This window comes from Helicobacter pylori (assembly GCF_016755635.1).
GTDB lineage: Bacteria > Campylobacterota > Campylobacteria > Campylobacterales > Helicobacteraceae > Helicobacter > Helicobacter pylori_CQ.
Genome location: NZ_CP051500.1, coordinates 1,310,186 through 1,332,499 on the forward strand (window position 1 = coordinate 1,310,186; position 22,314 = coordinate 1,332,499).

Here is a 22,314-nt window from a genome sequence, read left to right on the forward strand (position 1 = left end):
ATGGACATTAGCATTTTTAGAGAATACGATATTAGAGGCATTTACCCCACCACTTTAGATGAGAAGGGGGCTTTTAGTATCGGCGTGGAGTTGGGGAAAATCATGCGAGAATGCGATAAAAGCGTGTTTGTAGGGCATGACGCCAGGGTGCATGGGCGCTTTTTGTTTGAAGCTTTGAGCGCTGGGCTGCAATCAAGCGGCTTGAAAGTGTATGATTTAGGGCTAATCCCCACACCGGTAGCGTATTTTGCGGCCTTTAATGAAATCAATGGTATTCAATGCCCTAATTCCATCATGATCACTGGTTCTCACAACCCCAAAGAATACAACGGCTTTAAAATCACGCTCAATCAAAACCCGTTTTATGGCAAGGATATTCAGGCTTTAAAAGACACGCTTTTAAACGCAAAGCATGAAATAAAACCCCTAAAAGAAACACCAGAGAAAGTCAATGCCCTAGAAGCCTATCAGCGCTATTTGATCAAGGACTTTCAGCATTTAAAAAATCTTAAATACAAAATCGCCCTGGATTTTGGCAATGGCGTGGGAGCGTTAGGGCTAGAGCCGATTTTAAAGGCTTTAAACATTGATTTTAGCAGCCTTTATAGCGATCCTGATGGGAATTTCCCTAACCACCACCCAGACCCCAGCGAAGCGAAAAACTTAAAAGATCTAGAAAAACACATGCAAGAAAACGCTATTTTAATAGGCTTTGCTTTTGATGGCGATGCGGATAGGATTGCGATGTTAAGCTCTCATCATATTTATGCGGGCGATGAATTGGCGATTTTATTCGCTAAACGCTTGCATGCTCAAGGCATCACCCCCTTTGTGATCGGCGAAGTCAAATGCTCTCAAGTGATGTATAACACGATTAATACTTTTGGTAAGACGCTCATGTATAAAACCGGGCACAGCAATTTAAAAATCAAGCTCAAAGAAACCCATGCACATTTTGCGGCTGAAATGAGCGGGCATATCTTTTTTAAAGAACGCTATTTTGGCTATGATGACGCTCTTTATGCATGCTTAAGGGCTTTAGAATTATTGCTTGAACAAAGTCCAAGCGATTTGGAAAACACCATTAAAAACCTCCCCTATTCCTACACCACGCCTGAAGAAAAAATCGCCGTGAGCGAAGAAGAAAAATTTGAAATCATTCATAACCTGCAAGAAGTGCTTAAAAACCCGCCAAATAATTTCCCTAAAATCAAAGAAATCATCAGCATTGATGGCGTGAGGGTGGTTTTTGAACATGGTTTTGGGCTTATTCGCGCAAGCAACACCACTCCGTATCTAGTCAGCCGCTTTGAAGGCAAGGATGAAACAACGGCGTTAGAGTATAAAAGGGCGTTGCTCAATTTGCTAGAGAAATAAGGCTCTAAACCAGTCAATACCAATTAAGCCTTATTTGGCTTAATAAACGCTTTAAGTTTTAAAAAAGATCAAAATAACTTAAAGCTAACAGCCATGTCTTTCTAAAAAGATTTGTGAGTAAGCCCCCTAGTTATCCAAAAATTGAACGCTACTTAAGCTAAGCCTATTATAATGAAAAGTTTTAAATTAATCGTAAAGGATTTTAATGGATAACAACAAAAATAACAACAAAAACGCTTCTCATCTCACTCACGAAATGAAAAAAACCATGGAGATCTTCAAACGGCAAGCATGAAAGCTCTCATAACACAAAAGGTAGATGAGTTGAATGATATAAGAAAAAAACAACTTGCAGAAAAGGAAATCCAGGCCGAAATAGAAGAAGAATCAAGGAAGAAAGAACGAGAATCTTTTAAAAGAGAACGAAAATCTCTTGAAGAAGAAAAGAAACTCATGGAAAAAGGATTTCAAGTTGAAAGAGAAATTCTAGAAATTTGTTACAACAATGGTTATTTACCACAAAAAAATAAACCTAAAATTGAACATGATGACACAATAGACATAGAACCCGAAGATTAAGAGAACTAAGCAACCAATAGTTCTTTTTAAAAGTATTATAAAGAGCTTATGGCTTGGTATATCAAAATCAGCCTTTTTATTATCAAAATACCTGCGATTTTAGCCGCTATCAACCACACTACAAGGCTACTTTTATATTGTTGTTAGGCTTATGGCGGTATTTTCTGCACTAACGCCATAATAACGCGCATGCAATAAAACCTGATGATGATTGTTAATCTATGATCTTTAATTTTTAACGCAACAAAGCCTAAAAGCCTTAAAGAAGAAATTAATAGCATAACAAACCAAACCAGCACCATAAAGAGGCAAATTGACAACACAAAAAGAGATTTTGTTGCTATTCTTGGGATCTTTGCTGCTATCTTTATGGCGTTTGATAGTGGGCTTAAAATTAATTTGGCTATTTTTGATAAGAAAGGGCTAGATGGTTTAATTGCCTTATGCTTATTCATGTTCGCATCGTTTTTCACTCTCATTTTGTTACACTCTCTCTATCGTTTTGTAAAAGATATTGCAAACAGCAATCAAAATTTCAATAAAACTGACTCAAAAGAATATAAGGTCTCCATTGTTTTGCTTATCGTAATTTTTATTGCGGTGGTAGTTGTGGGTGTAAAGACTTATAAGAATTAAACCCACTTATGAAAACTTTTGATACACTAACACCACCGATTTAGGTGTAGAGCTAAGGCTAAAAAAATTATCTGTAGCTTCATTGAGCGAGCCAGAAAAGAGCGTTTTTAAACGCAAGTTTTTTAAGGGGTATTTGAGGTTTTTAGAAGTGAATTGGGCTTTAAGATCTAAGCTAAAAAGCGAGATTTGTTCCCCTTTAAAACTAGGTAAAGTGAAAGGGGTTTCTAACACCCTAAAAAGACCATAATCGCTTATGGCTTGGATTTTTTGGCAAAATTTAAAATACTCCAACAATAAAAAAGTGTTCGCTAAAGCGTGATCTTCTCGCTTGCCATTCAACCCTAAAAAAATAAAATCATCACAGCCCCTATTCAAGGCATAAAAAAAGGCTTTGGATAAATCGTTGCTGTTTTGTTCGCTCACGCATATAGGGCTATACAAGGCTTTCAAATGCGAATCAATGCTATCTAGATCGCCTATAACAACGCTGGGTTTGAATTGAAGCGCATGCAAGGACTGGACAGCCCCATCGCATGCGATTAAAAAGGGAGCGTTTTTTAAAATGTCTAAGCATTTTTGGGATTTAGGAAACTCCCCATTCGCTAAAATCACTGCTTGCATGACTTATTCCAGCGGTTAAAATAATACATGCCAATAAAAAGGTATAGAATCGTTGTGAAGAGTTGCACCAAGCTCTCTGTAGAAATTTGGAAAATACAAAACCACACGATAATGGACACGATATTCCCCAAAGTCATTAAAACATAACTCTCCATATAGCGCAAAACCTGTAAAATAAAAGCAATAATAAAAATGACAAAATTAAAACTCTCTGCCCATAAAAAATTCGTTTTAATCTCTTTAAAAAACAAAGCGCTCGCATAAGTTAAAACCCCTATGCCTAAAACGAGTATAAAACGCCAATTTTTGGGAAGTTTTTGAGCCTTGATAACGCCCTCATGCTGCTCTGTCTTTTTCCATGCGAACAGCCCATAAATCGTTACTGGCATATACAAAAAAAGGCATAAAATCACATCAGCGTTTAATTTCCACTGATAAGCGACATAAGCGTAACTCAAATTATAAACAAAACCAAATATAAAGCAAATCGTTTGCCTTTCTCCGGCAAAAAACGCATACAAAATCCCACTAAGCCCTGCTAGTAGGTTAATAAACGAGCCTTTGACAAGGATATTAGTGATGGTTAAAAACACGCAAGAAAGAATGAGTGTGGCGTAAAATCGTCTGGATAGTTGGGTGGTTATTAACATGCTATTTCCTTACGCAAGAATTACCTTGACAAGTTCTATGGGTTTGATCTCAGCCTTTTAAAAACTTGAGCGTTTTTAAAAAGCACCCCTTAAATGCTCCTTATTGTAACACAAATCAGTGAGAACGCGCTTTAAAGTTTCTTTAATTTTTTTACTCCCCCCTCCATTTAATGCTATTTGGGTTAAATCACCACCCCCATTTAGCGCAAAGCCTAGAACAAATCCCAAAACACACAAGAAAGCCAAGCATAACCAAACCCTCTATAAGGAAGTTGCTAGGATGCCCGCAATACGCCGAGATCTCATGGATAGCGGCAATAAAGGGCATCGTTAAAAGCATCACATAAAAATCCCTTAGTCTTGATCCTAACACAGCGTTATAAAACGCGCCAAAAAACCTAGCCTTAAAAATGGCTTTGAGAAACCTAGGGTATCTTACTTGGAAAGATTTATAACAATCCCTACCTCGTGGGTCAAATAAAAGGTTAGACAACAAAGCCGCTATTAGACCCACTAGCCACATATAATAGCTATTTTTAGGGTCAAAAATCGAATCGCTAGCTGAACCATCTATGTCATAAAAAATCCTAGCGTTTATGGAGATACATATCGTATAGACTAGAGCCACTGCCCATTGATATTCCCAATCGCTCAAACGATTTTTGACATTCATGCTCTCTCCTTTCTTACCCAAAGCTACCTGTCATACACGAAATGACGATCATAGGTGGGTTCTCTTGGGGCCTGTGGCTCTCTATCAACGCCACGGATAAAATCTTCTACCCTATCGCCTATTTCTCTGCCAAACTCTCTCCCCACAGAACCACCAACTAATCTGCCAGCCCAACCAACCGCAGGACCACCAACAGCTCCCCCCACTGCACCACCAACACCACCCCCAATTGCACCACCAACAGCTCCCCCCCAAAATCTGCCTAATTCACCCCTTGCCTCTATTTTAGGACCAGCTATAGCCACATTAGCCATTGCACCGCATAAAACCACTACACAACTAAATGTTTTTAATCCACTCATAACAAATCCTTTCATAAATTGAGATTCAAAGCATGTTTGGCACACCTTGATAAGAATATTTATACCACAACCCTATTAAAAGCATTGTTACAGATCAGCAAAAGATCACAAAAAAGATAAGTAGATGTTTTGTTTATTCACAAACTACAATATTAAGGTAAATAATTGGTTTTATGGTTTTAGTATTTTTTAAGCGTTTTAGAGCGTTAAGTTTCAAGCATTAAAGCCTTTAATTGCGTTTTTACACCAACCGCTTAAAAATTGAACGCCTGTTTTGAATATATTAGACGCTTTTTTATTTTTATGCTAAACTATTTGAAGTTTTGGCCGATATGACTTCATACAGAGATTAAACCAATCATAAATAGTAGGGTTAATTCCATCTCGCTCTGTAATAGGTTTGAAACCATGCATCTAAGATTGACTCCTATCTTGTAAGTGCCATACTGCAAGTTCCCATAATAAAAACTTCTAAAAATAAAAACCTACAGAGCGAGATGGAATTAACCTTTTTATGGTTATAAATGATAGCCAGTCTTAAACAACATAAAGGCAATACAAGCCTTGCAATACCATTAATCGCTATTCAAAATCACAGATATTTTAATACAGCGTTCAACTTTTGAAAGCAAGATCCTACCCACCAACCTTTTTAAAAACAAATTTTTATACCATATCGCAAGCTTTCGTGCTAGAATGCGTTGAATGGATTTTAGGAGTGTAAAAATGCAAGTTTCACAATATCTGTATCAAAACGCGCAATCTATTTGGGGGGATTGCATTTCCCATCCGTTTGTTCAAGGCATAGGGCATGGGACTTTAGAAAGAGATAAATTTCGTTTTTATATCATTCAGGATTATTTGTTTCTTTTAGAATACGCTAAGGTGTTTGCTTTAGGCGTGGTTAAAGCTTATGATGAAGCGGTAATGAGAGAGTTTTCTAACGCTATACAAGATATTTTGAATAACGAGATGAGTATCCATAACCATTACATTAGAGAACTTCAAATCACTCAAATAGAATTGCAAAACGCGCGCCCCACTCTCGCTAATAAATCCTATACAAGCTACATGCTCGCTGAAGGGATTAAGGGCTCTATTAAAGAAGTTACGGCGGCTGTTTTGGCTTGCGGCTGGAGCTATTTAGTGATCGCGCAAAATTTAAGCCAAATCCCAAACGCTTTAGAACATGCCTTTTATGGGCATTGGATTAAGGGCTATAGTTCCAAAGAATTTCAAGCGTGTGTGTCGTGGAATATTAATTTGCTTGATTCCCTCACTCACGCTTCTTCAAAACAAGAAATTGAGAAGTTAAAGGACATTTTTATCACTACAAGTAAATATGAATACATGTTTTGGGATATGGCGTATCAAAGTTAAAGTAAAAGTTTTTGTCCTGTTAGAAAAACGCAAGAGAAGAAAATATCTATCTCTTGCAAAACGATTATTGAGCGTAAGCTTCTAGTTTGAGCTCAATCTTTACCTCATCTCCAACGACAGCATCATTGAATGTTTTACCGATACCAAAATCCTTGCGGTTGATTTTGCCTTCAGCTTGTAACACCATGAATTCTTTTTTATTCATGGGGTTTTGTAAGGGGGCTTGGATTTTGGCTTCCAATACGACAGGCTTGGTTACGCCACGAAGAGTCAAATCCCCATAGATTTTACCATCTTCGTATTTGGTCATTTTAAAGCTCCCTTTGGGGTATTTTACCACATCAAAAAAGTCCGCTGTTTTCAAGTGGTTATCTCTTTTTCTATCCCTAGTATTGATGCTTTTCACATCAATATTGCCTTCAAAAACGCTGAGCATTTTAGTGTTGGGCTCTAGATCAATTTTGCCATCAAAATTATCAAACGCGCCTCTTGTTTCATTGAATTTGAAGTGCTTAACCTCAAACCACACGCTAGAGTTTGCCTTATCAATCGTATAAGGTTTTGCAAACGCCAGACTAACGCCCAAAAGGGTGAACATTAACGCTTTTTTCATTGTTTCCTCGCTTCATTTTGAATTAAAAACGCTAACTATACAACAAATTGGTTAATGGTAAAATACTCCTAATCATCTGTTTTAAGGTATAATACAAAAAATCCCCATTAGATAGGTGTTGTTATGATAAAAAAGACCCTTGCATCAGTTTTATTAGGATTGAGTTTGATGAGTGTTTTAAATGCTAAAGAATGCGTTTCGCCCCTAACAAGAAGCGTTAAGTATCATCAGCAAAGCGCTGAAATTAGAGCCTTGCAATTGCAAAGTTACAAAATGGCGAAAATGGCGCTAGACAATAACCTCAAGCTCGTTAAAGACAAAAAGCCAGCCGTCATCTTGGATTTAGATGAAACCGTTTTAAACACTTTTGATTATGCGGGCTATTTGACCAAACATTGCATCAAATACACCCCAGAAACTTGGGATAAATTTGAAAAAGAAGGCTCTCTTACGCTCGTTCCTGGAGCGCTAGACTTTTTAGAATACGCTAATTCTAAGGGCGTTAAGATTTTTTACATTTCTAACCGCACGCAAAAAAATAAGGCATTCACCTTAAAAACGCTCAAAAGTTTTAAACTCCCCCAAGTGAGTGAAGAATCCGTTCTATTAAAAGAAAAAGGCAAGCCTAAAGCCGTTAGGCGAGAATTAGTCGCTAAGGATTATGAGATTGTTTTACAAGTGGGCGACACTTTGCATGATTTTGACGCCATTTTTGCTAAAGACGCTAAAAACAGCCAAGAACAACGAGCTAAAGTCTTGCAAAACGCTCAAAAATTCGGCACTGAGTGGATCATTTTACCCAACTCTCTCTATGGCACATGGGAAGATGAGCCTATAAAAGCATGGCAGAATAAAAAATAAAATTTATCCATCGCATAAGAGCGATTTTTGCTAGCATGACAAAAAATTTGATCTCTTAGGCGGAGTTATGGATTTTGTAGGGTTTGAAGATTTAAAATGCAAAGATAAAGAAAACTCTCAAAAAGTTTTTGTGATCCGTAACGACAAGTTAGGCGATTTTATTTTAGCCATACCCGCTTTAATCGCTCTAAAGCAAGCTTTTTTAGAAAAAGGCAAGGAAGTGTATTTGGGCGTGGTTGTGCCTAGCTATACCACCCCAATCGCTTTAGAATTCCCTTTCATTGATGAAGTCATCATAGAAGACAACCATTTAGCTACCACCCTCAAAAGCAAATCCATTGACGCTCTTATCTTTTTATTTTCTAATTTTAAAAACGCCAGACTCGCTTTTAGTTTGAGAAAATTTATTCCTTATATCCTAGCCCCAAAGACTAAAATCTATTCTTGGCTGTATCAAAAGAGCGTGCGCCAAAGCCGATCGCTATGCCTAAAAACCGAATACGAATACAATTTGGATCTCATCCATGTGTTTTGTAAAGATCACAACCTCCCTAACGCTTCAATTAAAAAAATCGCATGGAAGCTTAAAGACAAATCCAAAGAGCGATCCATCATCGCTTCAAAACTCAACGCTGATGTTGATCTATTGTGGATCGGCGTGCATATGCATAGCGGAGGCAGTTCGCCCGTATTGCCTGCTTCGCATTTCATTGAGCTGATTGATTTTTTATACAAGAATTTGAGTTGTGAGATCATTCTTGTTTGCGGGCCAGGCGAGAGAAAAGCCACAGAAGAACTCCTTAAAAAAGTCCCTTTCGCTCACCTCTATGATACGAGCCATAGTTTAGTGGATTTAGCCAAATTGTGCGCGAATTTGTCCGTCTATATCGGGAACGCTTCAGGCCCTTTGCATGTGAACGCTTTATTTGACAACCAATCTATCGGGTTTTATCCTAACGAACTCAGCGCTTCTATTGCCAGATGGCGGCCTTTTAATGAGCGTTTTTTAGGCATCACCCCGCCTAATGGCTCAAACGATATGGGTTTGATTGACATCAAAAAAGAAAGCGAGAATATTATTGAATTTATCGCACCCAATCTTTCTTGCACACAAGAAAGATAACGACAACAAGCGCCACACAAGCAACCTTAACAACGCTCAAAAGTTTAATCTGATTAAAGTGGTTTTTCGCATTCCTAATTAAAATTTCTAATTTCCTCATAAATTGAGCCTTGAAATCCAATTTGAGTTTAAGTTAGATTAGCCCTTGCAAGCTCTATAAGGCTATTAATTTATTGCCCATTTATCTATTTCTTGTAAAATACAAGTTTATTTTTAGTGTAAAGAAATTGATGGTTAGTCTCATAGAAAAAGCCCCTTATATTCCTTATCCCCTAGCTCTTTATGAAAAATTAGAGCACGAGCACACCTTGCTTTTTGAAAGCGCTGAGATTGAGAGCAAAGCGCACACCAAATCCCTATTAATGGCTAAAGCCTGTTTGAAGCTAATTTGCAACCACAATATCGTAACCATCACTAGCCTAACACCTAATGGTGGGGCGTTTTTGCAAAAATTGAGCGCGTTTTTTAAGACGCCCATACAAAACAACGCCCTAACCTTAACCTACACCAAAAATAAAAAAACGCAAGATGAGTTTTTAAAACTCTTTGAGCCTAGCCCTTTTGACGCTTTAAGGGGGCTTTTTAAAAGCGTTAAAACAAAACCCAAGCATCCCTTTACGCTTTTAAGCGCGGGCGTTTTTTCTTTTGAAATGCTCAATTTTTTTGAAGATTTACCTAACTTAAAAGCACAAGACAACACCGCGCATGATTTTATATTTTATGTTGCGCAAAATTTGATCATCATAGACCATAAAGAAAAAAGCGCTGAAATTTTGGGGGCGTGTTTTGATGAACGCTTTAAAACAGAGATAGCTAAAGAATTACAGGATTTAAAAGAGTTGGCTAAAAACATTAAAAGCGATTTTATCCCTAAAAAAGCTAAGCAAAGCACAGAAGTTAGCGTTAGTTGTGATGATAGCGAGTTTGAAAAAAGAGTGCTATCCTTACAAGAAGAAATCAAAAAGGGCGAGATCTTTCAAGCGGTGTTGTCGCGCAGCTTTTATATGGAGTGCTTGGAGGGTTTGAGCGCGTATTACCATTTAAAGCTAACTAACCCTAGCCCCTATATGTTTTATATCAAAGACAGCGATTTTATTCTTTTTGGGGCAAGCCCTGAGAGCGCTTTAAAATACAACGCTTTAACCAACACGGCTGAAATTTATCCCATTGCTGGCACTCGTTTAAGGGGTAAGGACAAACAAGGCAATATTGATTACGATTTAGATAGTAAAATGGAATTTGATTTGCAACACGACTATAAAGAAAGGGCTGAACACATCATGCTAGTGGATTTAGCCAGAAACGACATGGCCAGGGTTTCAAAAAAACGCTATTGCGACAAGCTTTTAAAGGTGGATAAATATTCCAATGTCATGCATTTAGTCTCAAGGGTTGTGGGGGAATTGAAAAAAGGGTGCGATAGTTTGCATGCTTACAGGAGCTTTATGAACGCCGGCACGCTTAGCGGAGCGCCTAAAATCTCTGCGATCAGGCTCATTTACCAATTAGAAAAGCAAAGGAGAGGCTCTTATGGGGGGAGCGTGGGGTATTTAAATAGCGAGGGTTCTATGGATTCTTGCATCACTATCCGTTCATGTTTTGTCAAAAACAATAGGGCCGTGATCCAAGCAGGAGCCGGTATTGTGTTAGACAGCGTGCCACAAAACGAAGCGAATGAAACAAGAGCCAAAGCGCAAGCCCTTATTGATGCGATCAGGAAAACAAGCTTATGAAAATCTTTTTTATAGATAATTTTGATTCTTTCTCTTATAATTTGGTGTATGAATTAGAGTGTTTGGGTTATGAAGTGGCCGTTTATCAAAACGATATTGATCCGAGTTATCTTATGGGTTTAATGAATGAAGAATTAAAAACCCCTTTATTGTTCATCTCACCCGGGCCAGGTAATCCTAGCAGTTCAGGCAATCTTTTAAAAATCATTGAAATGGCTAAAAAGAAATTCCCTATTTTAGGGGTTTGTTTAGGCTTACAGGCTTTAGCGCAAAGCTATGGGGCTAAAATCATAAGGAGTAAAGAAATCGTGCATGGCAAAGCGACCACTATTGCGCTCAAAAAGCATGCCGTTTTTAAAGGTTTAGGGGAGAGCATGGTGGTGGGGCGTTACCATTCTTTAATGGCGAGTGGGTTGCCTAAAAATTTAGAAGTGATCGCCGAGCATGACAATATCCCTATGGCTATTGTCAATGAAGAAGATAAGATCCTAGCTTACCAATTCCACCCTGAAAGCATCATGACTTTACAAGGGAGGGCGTTGTTAGAGCGAAGCGTGGGGTTTTTAAGAGGGTTATCATGAAAGATATTTTAAACACCCTTTATCATCAAAAAGACTTGAACGATGAAGAGGTCAAAAAGTTATTCACTCTCATTATCCACGAAAAAGTAAGCCCCGCGCAACTTGGGGCCATTTTATGCGCTTTAAAAATCAAGGGCGAGAGCTTTAAGGAAATTAGCGTCGCTGCAACCACGCTTTTAGAGCATGCCTCTAAGCCTTTTAATAGCGGCGTGGATTTAATAGATAATTGCGGCACAGGGGGCGATGGGCTAAAAACGATTAACATCAGCACGATTGCTGCACTCATTGCCAGCTCTATGGGGTTGCCCATGGCTAAACACGGATCAAGGAGCGTGTCCAGTCATAGCGGGAGTGCGGATTTGTTGGAAAATTTAGGCGTGAATATTGAAATGAACCCCATGCAATTAGAAAATTGCTTCAAACAATCGCATTTTGGGTTTTTATTCGCGCCTTTATACCACCAAAGTTTTAAAAAATCCGCCCCCTTAAGAAAAGAGCTTTTCACTAAAACGATTTTTAATTGCTTAGGGCCTTTAATCAACCCCTTAAGGCCCAAAATCCAGCTTTTAGGCGTGTATGACAAATCCTTGTGTAAGACTATGGCGCTAGCGTTAAAGGCTTTAGGCGTTAAAAGGGCGATGGTGGTTAATGGAGGGGGGACAGATGAAATCGTGTTGCATGATATTACGCATGCGTGTGAATTGAAAAATAATGAAATTTTAGAGTATGACTTGAGCGCTAAAGATTTTGATTTACCCCCCTATGATTTGAAAGAATTACAGATTAAAAACGCCAAAGAAAGCGTTCAAGCGTGCTTAGATATTTTAGAAAATAAAGGCAAAAATTCGCACACGATGGTGGTTGTGGCGAATGTGGCGAGTTTGTTGTATTTAAGCCATAAGGCTAAAGATTTAAAAGAGGGCGTGGGCATGACTTTAGAGCATTTAAAAACCAAAGCGCCTTATACGCATTTGCAAAAAATCATAAGGCTAAGCCATGCCTAGCGTGTTAGAAAACATCCTTAAAGACAAACTCCTAGAAGTTTCTGCGCTCAAAAAAAATCACGCTTTACCGACAAACATAACCCCAAGCGATAGGGATTTTAAAAAAGCGTTATTGGAAAAAAGGACAAGCTTTATTTTAGAATGCAAAAAAGCATCGCCCTCTAAAGGTTTAATAAGAAAAGATTTTGATCTGTTAAAAATAGCCAAGACTTATGAAAAATTTGCCTCTTGCGTTTCAGTTTTAGCCGATTCTAAACATTTTTTAGGCTCTTATGAAAACATTAAGATCGTTTCACAGCATTCCACCAAGCCTATTTTGTGTAAAGATTTTATCATTGATGCTTTTCAGATCAAACTCGCTAGAATGATGGGGGCTAATGCGGTGCTTTTAATGTTAAGCGTATTAGATGATAAAAATTATTTAGAGCTCTTTAATCTCGCTAAATCCTTAAACATGAGCGTGTTAACTGAAGTTTCCAACAAGCAAGAAATTGAGCGCTTGCTCAAACTCCAATACGACATTATAGGCATCAATAACAGGGATTTGCACACCCTAACAACCGACATTAATAACACGCTCAAATTACGCTCTCTCTTGCCTAAAGACGCGCTCGTGGTGAGCGAGTCCGGTATTTATTCGCATGCGCAAATCAAGGCCCTAGCTCCCTATGTGAATGGCTTTTTAGTGGGCAGCTCTTTAATGAAAGAAAAAGATTTGAAAAAAGCGTGTATTAAATTGATTTTAGGCGAAAATAAAGTGTGCGGGCTTACAAGGATTAAAGACGCTAAAGCCGTTTATAAAAACCATTTTATTTATGGGGGTTTGATTTTTGAAAAATCTTCGCCCAGATACATCAAGCCTAAAAAAGCCCTAAAAATCACAAAAGCGGTTAAAAAATTGGATTTTGTGGGCGTGTTTGTGAAAGATAAAATCAAAAAAATCGCAAAAATCGTTAAAAAACTTGATTTAAAAGCGGTGCAGCTTTATGGCTATTCGCAAAAAGAAATCGCTCAATTAAAAAAATCGCTCCCTAAAACTTGCGCGATTTGGCAAGTAATAAGCGTGATGAGCGCTAAAGATTTAGTGCCTAAAATTCAAGAAGCCTCTCTGATTTTATACGACACTAAGGGGGATAAAATGGGAGGCAATGGCGTGAGTTTTGATTGGGGTATTTTAGAAAATGTCAAAACGCCTTTCATGTTAGCTGGTGGGCTTAATTTGGATAATATTCAAAAAGCCTTGAAAGTTAAAGCGTTGGGTTTGGATTTCAATTCCGGTTTAGAAATAAGCCCCGGGATTAAAAATAAGGATAAAATCAAGCGATTAGCCCGAATTTTAAGAGAGTATTAAATGAATAAAAAAGCGTATTTTGGGGAGTTTGGAGGGAGTTTTGTTTCGGAGTTGTTAGTGCCTGCATTAAGAGAGTTAGAACAGGCGTTTGATGCGTGTTTGAAAGATGAAAAATTCCAAAAAGAATATTTTCATCTTTTAAAGGATTTTGTGGGCCGTCCTAGCCCCTTAACCCTGTGTCAAAATATCGTTTCTAACCCTAAAGTCAAACTTTATCTAAAACGAGAAGATTTAATCCATGGCGGGGCACACAAGACTAATCAGGCCTTAGGGCAGGCTCTTTTAGCGAAAAAAATGGGTAAAACAAGGATCATTGCTGAAACAGGCGCCGGGCAGCATGGCGTGGCGACGGCTATCGCTTGCGCGTTATTGGGTTTAAAATGCGTGATTTTTATGGGAGAAAAAGACATCAAGCGCCAGGAAATGAATGTTTTTAGAATGCGCTTATTAGGGGCTGAAGTGAGAGAAGTCAATTCAGGGAGCGCGACGCTTAAAGACGCCGTGAATGAGGCCTTAAGAGATTGGGCGAGCAGTTACAAGGACACGCATTATTTGCTAGGCACAGCCGCCGGGCCACACCCTTACCCCACAATGGTTAAAACCTTTCAAAAAATGATAGGCGATGAGGTTAAAAGCCAAATTTTAGAAAAAGAAAACCGCTTGCCTGATTATGTTATCGCATGCGTTGGAGGGGGGTCTAACGCTATAGGGGTATTTAGCGCGTTTTTAAACGACAAAGAGGTTAAACTCATAGGCGTAGAACCGGCGGGTTTAGGGTTAGAAACCAATAAGCATGGGGCGACTTTGAATAAGGGGCGTGTGGGGATTTTGCATGGGAATAAAACCTATCTTTTACAAGATGATGAAGGCCAGATTACAGAAAGCCATAGCATTAGCGCCGGGCTTGATTATCCAGGAGTGGGGCCAGAACACAGCTATTTAAAAGAAAGTGGGCGCGCGATTTATGAAAGCGCAAGCGATCTTGAAGCGCTAGAAGCCTTCAGTTTGTTGTGCCAAAAAGAAGGCATTGTCCCGGCATTAGAGAGTTCGCATGCCTTAGCGTATGCCTTAAAGCTCGCTCAAAAATGCGAAGAAGAAAGTATCATCGTAGTGAATTTAAGCGGTCGGGGGGATAAGGATTTAAGCACCGTTTATAACGCTTTAAAAGGAGGTTTAAAATGAGGTATCAAAACATGTTTGAAACCTTAAAAAAACAAGACAAAATGGCGTTTATCCCGTTTGTAACCTTGGGCGATCCCAATTATGAATGGAGTTTTGAAATCATTAAAACCTTAATTATTAGCGGGGTGAGTGCTTTAGAATTGGGGTTTGCTTTCTCAGACCCTGTAGCGGATGGCATTACCATACAAGCGAGCCATTTAAGGGCGTTAAAACACGCTAGCATGGCTAAAAATTTCCAGCTTTTAAAAAAGATTAGAGGCTACAACCACAATATTCCCATAGGGCTTTTAGCGTATGCGAATCTCATTTTTTCTTACGGCGTTGATGGTTTTTACGCTCAAGCTAAAGAATGCGGTATAGATAGCGTTTTAATAGCGGATATGCCCCTAATAGAAAAAGAATTAGTCATCAAATCCGCTCAAAAACACCAAATCAAACAAATCTTTATCGCCAGCCCTAATGCGAGCGTTAAAGATTTAGAACAAGTCGCTACGCATTCGCAAGGCTATATCTACACTTTAGCCAGAAGTGGGGTTACAGGGATAAGCCATGCTCTAGAGAACGATGCAAGCGCAATCATCAAAACCCTAAAGACTTTTAGCCCCACCCCCGCCTTACTGGGCTTTGGCATTTCTAAAAAAGAACACATCACAAACGCTAAAGGCATGGGAGCTGATGGCGTGATTTGCGGCTCGGCGTTAGTCAAAATCATAGAAGAAAATTTAAACAATGAAAACGCCATGCTAGAAAAAATTAAAGGGTTTATAGGAGGAATGATTTTTTAAGGCTTTTAGGTTTTGTTATGTCAAAAAATTAAAGATTATAGATTAACAATCATCAGGCTTTATTGAACGCACTTTATTATGGCGTTAGTGCAGAAAATACCGCCATAAGCCTAACAACAATATAAAAGTAGCCTTGTAGTGTGGTTGATAGCGGCTTAAAATCGCAGGTATTTTGATAATAAAAAAGGCTAATTTTTATACATACCAAGCCATAAGCGACTATGGTCTTTTTAGGGTGTTAGAAACCCCTTTTACTTTACCTAGTTTTAAAGGGGAACAAATCTCGCTTTTTAGCTTGGATCTTAAAGCCCAATTCACTTCTAAAAACCTCAAATACCCCTTAAAAAACTTGCGTTTAAAAACGCTCTTTTCTGGCTCGCTCAATGAAGCTACAGATAATTTTTTTAGCCTTAGCTCTACACCTAAATCGGTGGTGTTAGTGTATCAAAAATTCTTATGAGTGGGTTTTGTTAGGCAAGTTTTTGTCTGTATATTGTGTCAAGTTAAGAAGCGTTTGAGTTAGCAAGTATAGAAAGATTGATTCAGTTTCGCTTTGCGTGGAGGTGGTAGGTTTAGTGTTTTTAATGTGCATTGTGTGGCGGACACAATAATAGGAGTTCATATTTTTTCAACAAAACCACTACAAAGCGAACAAATCAACCCATCACCTACATCGGCTAAAATCCAAAGCAGTTTAGCATAAACGAATAGCCAATATCTAGCGTGTCTCAAAATACGCTTGAATCCATCTGGCTCAATCTCCAGCAGTTGGATTTCTTAAAATCATCAAACCAAATTAGAAGCCTTGATAAAAATGCAAGAAATACCGCTCAATTAAAGGGTGGGATAAAAGCCAGTGTGAGTTTTGAGTTTATTTTGATTTTTTAAAAAATAGGGTTTTAGTTACTTTATTTTTGCCGTTTTGAGATTATCGCTTAACTAAGCTCTTTTATATTTTGATCACAGAAAACGCTTTTTAGCATTTTTTAAATTTTACAATCAATAGAACAAGGCCAAAGCTTTTAAGTGCTTCTTTTAAAAAGATAAAATCAAAGCGATAACCACCAACCAAGACTAAATCTTGGCTAGCAGTCCGTCAAATTTCACACAAATTCAATGGTGGCCAGAGTGGAAGCGTCCCCTCTTCTAAAAGTGGTGCGTTGGATTCTGGTGTATCCTCCATTCCTTTGCGCGTATTTGGGCGCGATTTCAGTTACAAGCTTGTGGGTGGCTTCTTTATTTTGCAAATACGCAAAAACATGGCGGTGCGCGTTAAAATCGCCCACACGAGCCGCTGTCGTTAATTTCTCAATGTAACTGCGCAATTCCTTAGCTTTATAAATCCCTGTTTCAATTTTGTTATGCTCAATCAAAGCGATCGCTAAATTCTTTAATAACGCCTTTCTGTGCGAGCTGGTTCTCCCAAGCTTGCGGTATCCGTGTTTGTGTCTCATCAGTCGTTACCTCCTTTATCTTCTAATTTTTCTAATCTTTTCTTTAAACCCTCTCTTTGTTCAGGGTTTAATTCTGTGCCTACCGGATAGCCCAAATCATTCAATTTTTCAGCGATTTCATCATAGGATTTTTTACCCATGTTTTTCACGCCTTTAAGTTCTTCTTCGCTCATCAACACGAGTTCGCCCACATACTTGATGCCGATTTTATCCAAGCAATTAAAACACCTAGCGCTCAAATTCATGCTTTCAATCTTAGCGCTCAAATCTTTAGCGTCATCTCTTTGAGCGTAATCGCCTGAATATTCCGTATTGGCAATGGGCCTTTCGCCAAAAACGCCTAGTTGCTTGCCCATCACTTTCACCGCTGATAAAAACGCTTTATAAGGGTCAATCTGCCCGTCTGTTTCAATATCAAAAATGATTTTTTCATAGTTGGGATCGCCCTCAACCAAAACATTTTCAATCTCATAAACGATCTTTTTAATCGGCGTGAAAGAGCCGTCTAGTGGCATGTAGCCTTCAGGCATCAATTCCCTTGTGTTTTCGCTTGGGACATACCCCATTCCTTTATAGATAATGAGCGAAAAATTCAATTGAGCGTCTTCGTTGATTGTGGCTAGAGGCATTTCAGGATTGACGATTTCTATATGCTCAGAATTCAAATCCCTAGCCCTAAGCTCCATAGGCCCTTTAAAAGAATAATCCACCACAACCGATTGGTTTTCTAAAGAGCTATCTTGCCCCACTAACGCCTTGGCTATAAAGCGGATATTCTTTAAATTCATGATGAAAAGCGACACATCTTCAGTAACCCCTCTTAATGAGTCAAACTCATGATGGACGCCTTCAATCTTTAAACCTACAGGAGCATACCCCACAGAGCTTAAAAGCAAAAGCCTTCTAATAGGATGAGCGAGCGTAACAGCGTAACCAAACTCAAATGGAGCCAGAGAAATCTTAACCCGATTGCCCTCTTTCTCTAACACCTTAATTTCTGATGGGATCAAAGGTGCTGTTTTGATAACTTTCATGCTCTAACCCCTTACTTAGAATACAATTCTACAATGAGTCTTTCTTCAATAGGGACAACCACTTCTTCTCTTTCAGGGTAGCGGGTGAAGATGCCGTATTTTTTATCTTTTTCCACATCAATCCATGGCACAATCCCTGTTTGAGCTGTCAATTCCATCGCGCGCACCACTTGAGGGTTGCTCTTGGTTTTTTCTTTGATCTCAATTTTTTGCCCTGAACGCACGAAATAAGAGGGAATATCCAAACGCTTACCATCCACAAGCACATGCCCATGCGTTACTAATTGCCTAGCAGAGCTTCTAGTGGTCGCAAACCCCATGCGATAGACGACATTATCCAATCTCCTCTCAATCAAGCGGATAAGGTTTTCACCCGTATTGCCGTCCAAGCGATTGGCTTCCACAAAAATACTCCTGAATTGCTTTTCAGAAATGCCATACATCATTTTAGCTTTTTGCTTTTCTTTCAATTGCAACCCGTAATCAGAAGTCTTAGCGCGCCTTTGCCCATGCTGGCCTGGCCCATAAGCCCTCTTATCTAGCGCGCTCTTCCCGCTCAATCGCCTTTCACCTTTTAAAGCTAAAGAAACCCCAAAACGCCTTTCTAGTCTTTCTACTGCACCTCTATATCTTGCCATAAAGCCTCCTTACACTCTTCTTCTTTTAGGGGGTCTGCAACCATTATGAGGGAGCGGGGTGATGTCTTTAATCCAAAGCACTTTAACGCCCTCTGTCGCGCCCACGCTCTTAATGGCGGTCTCACGCCCACTACCTGGCCCTTGAACCTTAATGCCCACTTCTTTAACGCCATGCTCTTTAGCCTTGCTTAGAGCGCTTTCTACAGCTTGTTGGGCTGCATAAGGGGTGGATTTTTTAGAGCCTTTAAACCCTAAACCGCCCGCCGTGCTCCAGCAAATCACATTACCCATTTCATCAGTGATAGTGATGTTTGTATTATTAAAGGTCGCTGAAATATAAACAACCCCTCTAGCGATATTCTTTTTGACTACTTTCTTTTTAGCCGTTACATTTCTCTTAGCCATTAAATCATCATCTCCTTATTTGCTACTTGCTGCCCACGGTTTTTTTCTTACCCTTACGAGTCCTAGCGTTATTTTTGGTGGTTTGGCCTCTTACAGGAAGACCCTTACGATGCCTGATCCCACGATAATTCCCTAAGTCCATTAAAGATTTAATATCCATTTGAACTTTTTTACGCAAATCGCCCTCTACTAGGTAGCTTTGTTGGATTTTTTTAGCGATGCTAGACACTTCATCTTCGCTCAATTCATGCACGCGCTTGTCAAAAGAAATGCCTACCGCTTCTAAAATCTCTCTAGAACTCTTAAGCCCAATCCCATAAATATAGGTAAGGGCATACTCCACTCTCTTCTTTTTTGGTAAATCCACACCAGCAATCCTTGCCATGCTTTATCCTTGTCTTTGTTTGTGTTTAGGGGTAGCGCAGATCACTCTAATAACGCCCCTTCTTTTAATGATTTTGCACTTATCGCACATCTTTTTCACTGATGGCCTGACTTTCATGATTTTTCTCCTTTGAAAAAATTAGGCACTACTAAAAACTTTTATACTAACATATTTTCATTGAAATAACCCTTAAATTCATTTATATCTAAAAGTTATCCGACCCTTGTCTAAGCTATAGGGCGTAAGCTCTAGCTTGACCCTATCGCCTAAAGCAATCCTAATATAGTGCATGCGCATCTTTCCAGAAATACGGCACAACACCACATGCTTATTGTCTAACTCCACCTTAAAAGTAGCGTTAGGCAACGCCTCAATCACTTTCCCATCCACTTCTATAACATCATCTCTTGCCATTAACGCTCCGTAAGAATCACTGCTTTATTGCCAACTATGGCGATAGTATGCTCATGGTGGCTTGTGTTAAGCCCATCCACTGAAACCACGCTCCACTTATCCGCTAGTATTTTAGGCTCGCCCTGTTTTTGACACACCATAGGCTCTAAGCAAAACACCATGCCCTCTTTGATTTTAGGACCGCTATTAGCTTTGACGCCTTTTTCTAGGTAGTTGGGGATTTCTGGCTCTTCATGGGGTTTTTTACCAATGCCATGCCCGCAAAATCCTTTCAAAGGCACAAAGCCCCTTTCTGTAATAGCGCCCTCTAAAATCTGACTCAACTCCTTAAAATGCATGCCCACTCTAATTGAATTAATGGCATGCATCAAGCTCTCTTTGGAGCAAGCGAGCAATTTTTCATCTTGCGGGCTTATCGCGCCTATGGGAAGCGTGAGAGCTGAATCGCCATAATAGCCATCCACCTCCACCCCCAAATCCAAGCCTATAATATCCCCTTCTCGTAAAACATAATCCGTAGGAATGCCATGAATAACCACCTCATTTAAGGACATGCACACAGAGTTGGGGAATCCATACAGCCCCTTAAAAGCCGGCCTGGCATGAGAGGATTTGATAAAATCTTCAGCCATTTTATCCAGCTCTAAAAGTGAAACCCCAGGCCTCACTTCTCGCTCTAAAAGGGCTAACGCTTGAGCGGTCAATTCCCCGGCTTTTCTTAGAGCTTTGATTTCTTTTGGGCTTTTAATAGAGATTGCCATTAAAAGCCTACCGCGCTTAAAGTTTTATACTTGCTCATATAAATTTGCGCTTCAATCTTTTTCATGGTGTCAATAGCGACTTGAACCACAATCAGCACCGCTGTGCCTCCAAAGTAAAAAGGCACGCCCATAGCCTTAACCAAAATCCAAGGCACGGTAGAAATGAGCGCTAAATACAATGAACCCCACAAAGTGAGCTTACTCGCTACAGAATTTAAAAACGATGAAGTCCCCTCTCCAGGCCTAAGCCCTGGAATATACCCACCATTACGCCTCAAATTATCCGCAATATCCTTAGAATTGAACACAATAGAAGAATAAAAGTAAGCAAAAAAGATGATGAGTAAGAACATCAAAATATTATACGCATACCCTTGCGGGCTTAAAAAATCCGCAACCGCTTGCAAGGTTTTGTTGCTTGTGGCTTGCTGTAAGATCGTAGAAGGGAATACGAGCAGAGCTGAAGCGAAAATAGGGGGGATCACCCCGCTTAAATTCAACTTAATGGGAATGTAATTCATGATGCGCTTGTTTTGGTTTTGCATCACCACTTTACGCGCATAAGAAATAGGGATCCTGCGCTCGGCTAATTCCACATAGATGATCGCAAAAATCGTCGCTAAAACAATCAGCACAATACCGATGAGCATTAAGATATTAATAACGCCCGTATTGACCAAGTTGAATGTGCCTGAAATAGCTGATGGGATCCCTGAAACAATCCCGGCAAAAATAATAAGGCTAATCCCATTCCCCACGCCCCTTTGCGTGATTTGCTCCCCTATCCACATGAGCAGCATCGTCCCTGTAAGCATAGAAAACGCTGAAACGATCATAAAGACTTGCATATCAATCATGATCGCTCCATTAACTCCTCCGCTAATGCTCCTTAAACCCACTGAAACGCTCACCGCTTGGATTAGGGTGATTAAAATGGTCAAATAGCGCACGATTTGCATGTATTTTTGCATGCCGTCTCGCTCTTTTTTCATTTTAGCCAGGTTGGGGAAAGTCGCGCTCAAAAGCTCCATGATAATTGAAGAAGTGATATAGGGCATGATACCCAAAGAGATGATGCTCAAGCGAGAAACCGCATTCCCGCTAAACATGTTAAACAACCCCAGAGCGTTGTTGGAATTGCTGTCAAAAAAAGCCTTGATCGCTGCTAAATCTACGCCAGGAATGGGGATATAAGCTAAGACTCTGTAGAGAAATAAAAAACCCAAAGTGATGAGTATCTTACTAGCAATAGCTTTATTCATAATAACTTATTCCTCTTAAATCAAGCTGACACAATAAGGGCATTATTTCTGCCCGCTTGTTTTGATTCTCTCATCTTTAATTTTAGAAGCCAAGTTTTTAGCGTCTTTACCGATCAATTTCACGCCTTCAATATAAAGGGGGAAATGGTGTAAAGCGCGCAAGCTTGAAAAAGTGATTTCTTCTAAATTTTTAATCGCTTCATTCTTTTCCACATTGATAGAATAGATATGAGAATCTTTAGTCCTAAAACCTATTTTAGGCAAACGGCGTTGTAAGGGTTGTTGCCCTCCTTCAAAGCCTCTTTTAGCCTTATAGCCTGTCCTTGCAGTTTGGCCTTTACCGCCCCTTGTGGCAGTTTTTCCCATGCCGCTTCCTTGACCACGGCCCACTCGTTTGATTTTTTTAACGCTACCTTTAGCCGGTTTTAAATTTTCTAATCCCATTATCAT

Annotated in this window: 26 protein-coding genes and 2 pseudogenes; 12 read left to right on the top strand and 16 right to left on the bottom strand. The window is 39.4% G+C overall.

What is annotated here, in order from left to right; all coding sequences use genetic code 11:
* Nucleotides 1–1,377, top strand: coding sequence for a phosphomannomutase/phosphoglucomutase (locus HG567_RS06120; protein WP_202139524.1), 1,377 nt, complete (start codon nucleotides 1–3; stop codon nucleotides 1,375–1,377).
* 205 nt (nucleotides 1,378–1,582) lie between these two features.
* Nucleotides 1,583–1,956, top strand: a pseudogene (locus HG567_RS06125) (hypothetical protein).
* Nucleotides 1,957–2,105: 149 nt separating this feature from the next.
* On the opposite strand, the gene HG567_RS06130 reads toward HG567_RS06125, so the two are convergent.
* From HG567_RS06130 to HG567_RS06150, 5 genes are all read right to left on the bottom strand, one after another.
* Nucleotides 2,106–2,411 carry a hypothetical protein gene (locus tag HG567_RS06130; RefSeq protein ID WP_164863105.1) on the bottom strand — a complete coding sequence of 102 codons (306 nt, stop codon included), beginning with the start codon at nucleotides 2,409–2,411 and terminating at the stop codon, nucleotides 2,106–2,108.
* Between the two features lie 187 nt (nucleotides 2,412–2,598).
* Nucleotides 2,599–3,213 carry a thiamine diphosphokinase gene (locus tag HG567_RS06135; RefSeq protein ID WP_128078675.1) on the bottom strand — a complete coding sequence of 205 codons (615 nt, stop codon included), beginning with the start codon at nucleotides 3,211–3,213 and terminating at the stop codon, nucleotides 2,599–2,601.
* Entirely contained in the window at nucleotides 3,201–3,863 is a 663-nt protein-coding gene (gene pnuC, locus HG567_RS06140) for a nicotinamide riboside transporter PnuC (protein WP_202139526.1), read from the bottom strand. Before pnuC ends, HG567_RS06135 begins: the two co-directional genes overlap by 13 nt.
* A gap of 187 nt (nucleotides 3,864–4,050) precedes the next feature.
* Entirely contained in the window at nucleotides 4,051–4,536 is a 486-nt protein-coding gene (locus HG567_RS06145) for a hypothetical protein (protein WP_202139527.1), read from the bottom strand.
* A 23-nt stretch (nucleotides 4,537–4,559) separates the two neighbouring features.
* Nucleotides 4,560–4,913: a pantothenate kinase gene (locus HG567_RS06150; protein ID WP_202139528.1), complete on the bottom strand. Its 354-nt coding sequence runs from the start codon at nucleotides 4,911–4,913 to the stop codon at nucleotides 4,560–4,562.
* A 711-nt stretch (nucleotides 4,914–5,624) separates the two neighbouring features.
* Between HG567_RS06150 and tenA the strand changes: the two genes are divergently transcribed.
* Entirely contained in the window at nucleotides 5,625–6,278 is a 654-nt protein-coding gene (gene tenA / locus HG567_RS06155; protein WP_202139529.1) for a thiaminase II, read from the top strand.
* Nucleotides 6,279–6,342: 64 nt separating this feature from the next.
* Here the strand turns inward: tenA and HG567_RS06160 are convergent, their stop codons facing one another.
* Nucleotides 6,343–6,891, bottom strand: coding sequence for a YceI family protein (locus tag HG567_RS06160; RefSeq protein ID WP_202139530.1), 549 nt, complete (start codon nucleotides 6,889–6,891; stop codon nucleotides 6,343–6,345).
* A gap of 123 nt (nucleotides 6,892–7,014) precedes the next feature.
* Between HG567_RS06160 and HG567_RS06165 the strand changes: the two genes are divergently transcribed.
* From HG567_RS06165 to HG567_RS06205, 9 genes and pseudogenes are all read left to right on the top strand, one after another.
* On the top strand, nucleotides 7,015–7,752 hold the full coding sequence (locus HG567_RS06165; protein WP_202139531.1) for a 5'-nucleotidase, lipoprotein e(P4) family: 738 nt from the start codon (nucleotides 7,015–7,017) through the stop codon (nucleotides 7,750–7,752).
* A 67-nt stretch (nucleotides 7,753–7,819) separates the two neighbouring features.
* Nucleotides 7,820–8,875 (top strand): glycosyltransferase family 9 protein, encoded by a 1,056-nt coding sequence (locus tag HG567_RS06170; protein WP_202139532.1) that lies wholly within the window; start codon nucleotides 7,820–7,822, stop codon nucleotides 8,873–8,875.
* A 230-nt stretch (nucleotides 8,876–9,105) separates the two neighbouring features.
* Nucleotides 9,106–10,608 (top strand): anthranilate synthase component I, encoded by a 1,503-nt coding sequence (trpE, locus tag HG567_RS06175; protein ID WP_202139533.1) that lies wholly within the window; start codon nucleotides 9,106–9,108, stop codon nucleotides 10,606–10,608.
* The gene (locus HG567_RS06180; RefSeq protein WP_202139534.1) at nucleotides 10,605–11,189 is read left to right on the top strand and encodes an aminodeoxychorismate/anthranilate synthase component II; all 585 of its coding nucleotides are present in this window, start codon (nucleotides 10,605–10,607) and stop codon (nucleotides 11,187–11,189) included. Before trpE ends, HG567_RS06180 begins: the two co-directional genes overlap by 4 nt.
* Complete coding sequence (trpD, locus tag HG567_RS06185) at nucleotides 11,186–12,193, top strand: anthranilate phosphoribosyltransferase (protein WP_202139535.1); 1,008 nt, start codon at nucleotides 11,186–11,188, stop codon at nucleotides 12,191–12,193. Before HG567_RS06180 ends, trpD begins: the two co-directional genes overlap by 4 nt.
* Nucleotides 12,186–13,544: a bifunctional indole-3-glycerol-phosphate synthase TrpC/phosphoribosylanthranilate isomerase TrpF gene (trpCF, locus tag HG567_RS06190; protein WP_202139536.1), complete on the top strand. Its 1,359-nt coding sequence runs from the start codon at nucleotides 12,186–12,188 to the stop codon at nucleotides 13,542–13,544. The genes trpD and trpCF overlap by 8 nt, the downstream gene beginning before the upstream one ends.
* Nucleotides 13,545–14,726, top strand: a complete 1,182-nt coding sequence (gene trpB, locus HG567_RS06195) for a tryptophan synthase subunit beta (RefSeq protein ID WP_202139537.1) — start codon at nucleotides 13,545–13,547, stop codon at nucleotides 14,724–14,726.
* A complete protein-coding gene (gene trpA, locus HG567_RS06200) occupies nucleotides 14,723–15,511 on the top strand; it encodes a tryptophan synthase subunit alpha (protein ID WP_202139538.1) in 789 nt (262 codons plus the stop codon). The genes trpB and trpA overlap by 4 nt, the downstream gene beginning before the upstream one ends.
* Before the next feature lie 205 nt (nucleotides 15,512–15,716).
* A pseudogene (locus tag HG567_RS06205) lies at nucleotides 15,717–15,971 on the top strand (hypothetical protein); the annotation flags it as partial.
* 643 nt (nucleotides 15,972–16,614) lie between these two features.
* Here the strand turns inward: HG567_RS06205 and rplQ are convergent.
* From rplQ to rplO, 10 genes are all read right to left on the bottom strand, one after another.
* Nucleotides 16,615–16,965: a 50S ribosomal protein L17 gene (rplQ, locus tag HG567_RS06210; protein WP_001216119.1), complete on the bottom strand. Its 351-nt coding sequence runs from the start codon at nucleotides 16,963–16,965 to the stop codon at nucleotides 16,615–16,617.
* Nucleotides 16,965–17,999 (bottom strand): DNA-directed RNA polymerase subunit alpha, encoded by a 1,035-nt coding sequence (locus tag HG567_RS06215; RefSeq protein WP_202163754.1) that lies wholly within the window; start codon nucleotides 17,997–17,999, stop codon nucleotides 16,965–16,967. The genes rplQ and HG567_RS06215 overlap by 1 nt, the downstream gene beginning before the upstream one ends.
* Nucleotides 18,000–18,010: 11 nt before the next feature.
* Nucleotides 18,011–18,637 carry a 30S ribosomal protein S4 gene (gene rpsD, locus HG567_RS06220; RefSeq protein ID WP_000135247.1) on the bottom strand — a complete coding sequence of 209 codons (627 nt, stop codon included), beginning with the start codon at nucleotides 18,635–18,637 and terminating at the stop codon, nucleotides 18,011–18,013.
* A gap of 9 nt (nucleotides 18,638–18,646) precedes the next feature.
* On the bottom strand, nucleotides 18,647–19,042 hold the full coding sequence (rpsK, locus tag HG567_RS06225) for a 30S ribosomal protein S11 (RefSeq protein WP_001129289.1): 396 nt from the start codon (nucleotides 19,040–19,042) through the stop codon (nucleotides 18,647–18,649).
* 22 nt (nucleotides 19,043–19,064) lie between these two features.
* A complete protein-coding gene (gene rpsM / locus HG567_RS06230) occupies nucleotides 19,065–19,427 on the bottom strand; it encodes a 30S ribosomal protein S13 (RefSeq protein WP_000090809.1) in 363 nt (120 codons plus the stop codon).
* A 3-nt stretch (nucleotides 19,428–19,430) separates the two neighbouring features.
* Complete coding sequence (gene rpmJ, locus HG567_RS06235; RefSeq protein WP_000868339.1) at nucleotides 19,431–19,544, bottom strand: 50S ribosomal protein L36; 114 nt, start codon at nucleotides 19,542–19,544, stop codon at nucleotides 19,431–19,433.
* Nucleotides 19,545–19,622: 78 nt separating this feature from the next.
* Nucleotides 19,623–19,841, bottom strand: coding sequence for a translation initiation factor IF-1 (infA, locus tag HG567_RS06240; protein WP_000090248.1), 219 nt, complete (start codon nucleotides 19,839–19,841; stop codon nucleotides 19,623–19,625).
* Entirely contained in the window at nucleotides 19,841–20,602 is a 762-nt protein-coding gene (map, locus tag HG567_RS06245) for a type I methionyl aminopeptidase (RefSeq protein ID WP_164539366.1), read from the bottom strand. Before map ends, infA begins: the two co-directional genes overlap by 1 nt.
* The gene (gene secY, locus HG567_RS06250; protein WP_001030199.1) at nucleotides 20,602–21,864 is read right to left on the bottom strand and encodes a preprotein translocase subunit SecY; all 1,263 of its coding nucleotides are present in this window, start codon (nucleotides 21,862–21,864) and stop codon (nucleotides 20,602–20,604) included. Before secY ends, map begins: the two co-directional genes overlap by 1 nt.
* A 42-nt stretch (nucleotides 21,865–21,906) precedes the next feature.
* A complete protein-coding gene (rplO, locus tag HG567_RS06255; RefSeq protein ID WP_000522167.1) occupies nucleotides 21,907–22,308 on the bottom strand; it encodes a 50S ribosomal protein L15 in 402 nt (133 codons plus the stop codon).
* Between the last annotated feature and the right edge of the window lie 6 nt (nucleotides 22,309–22,314).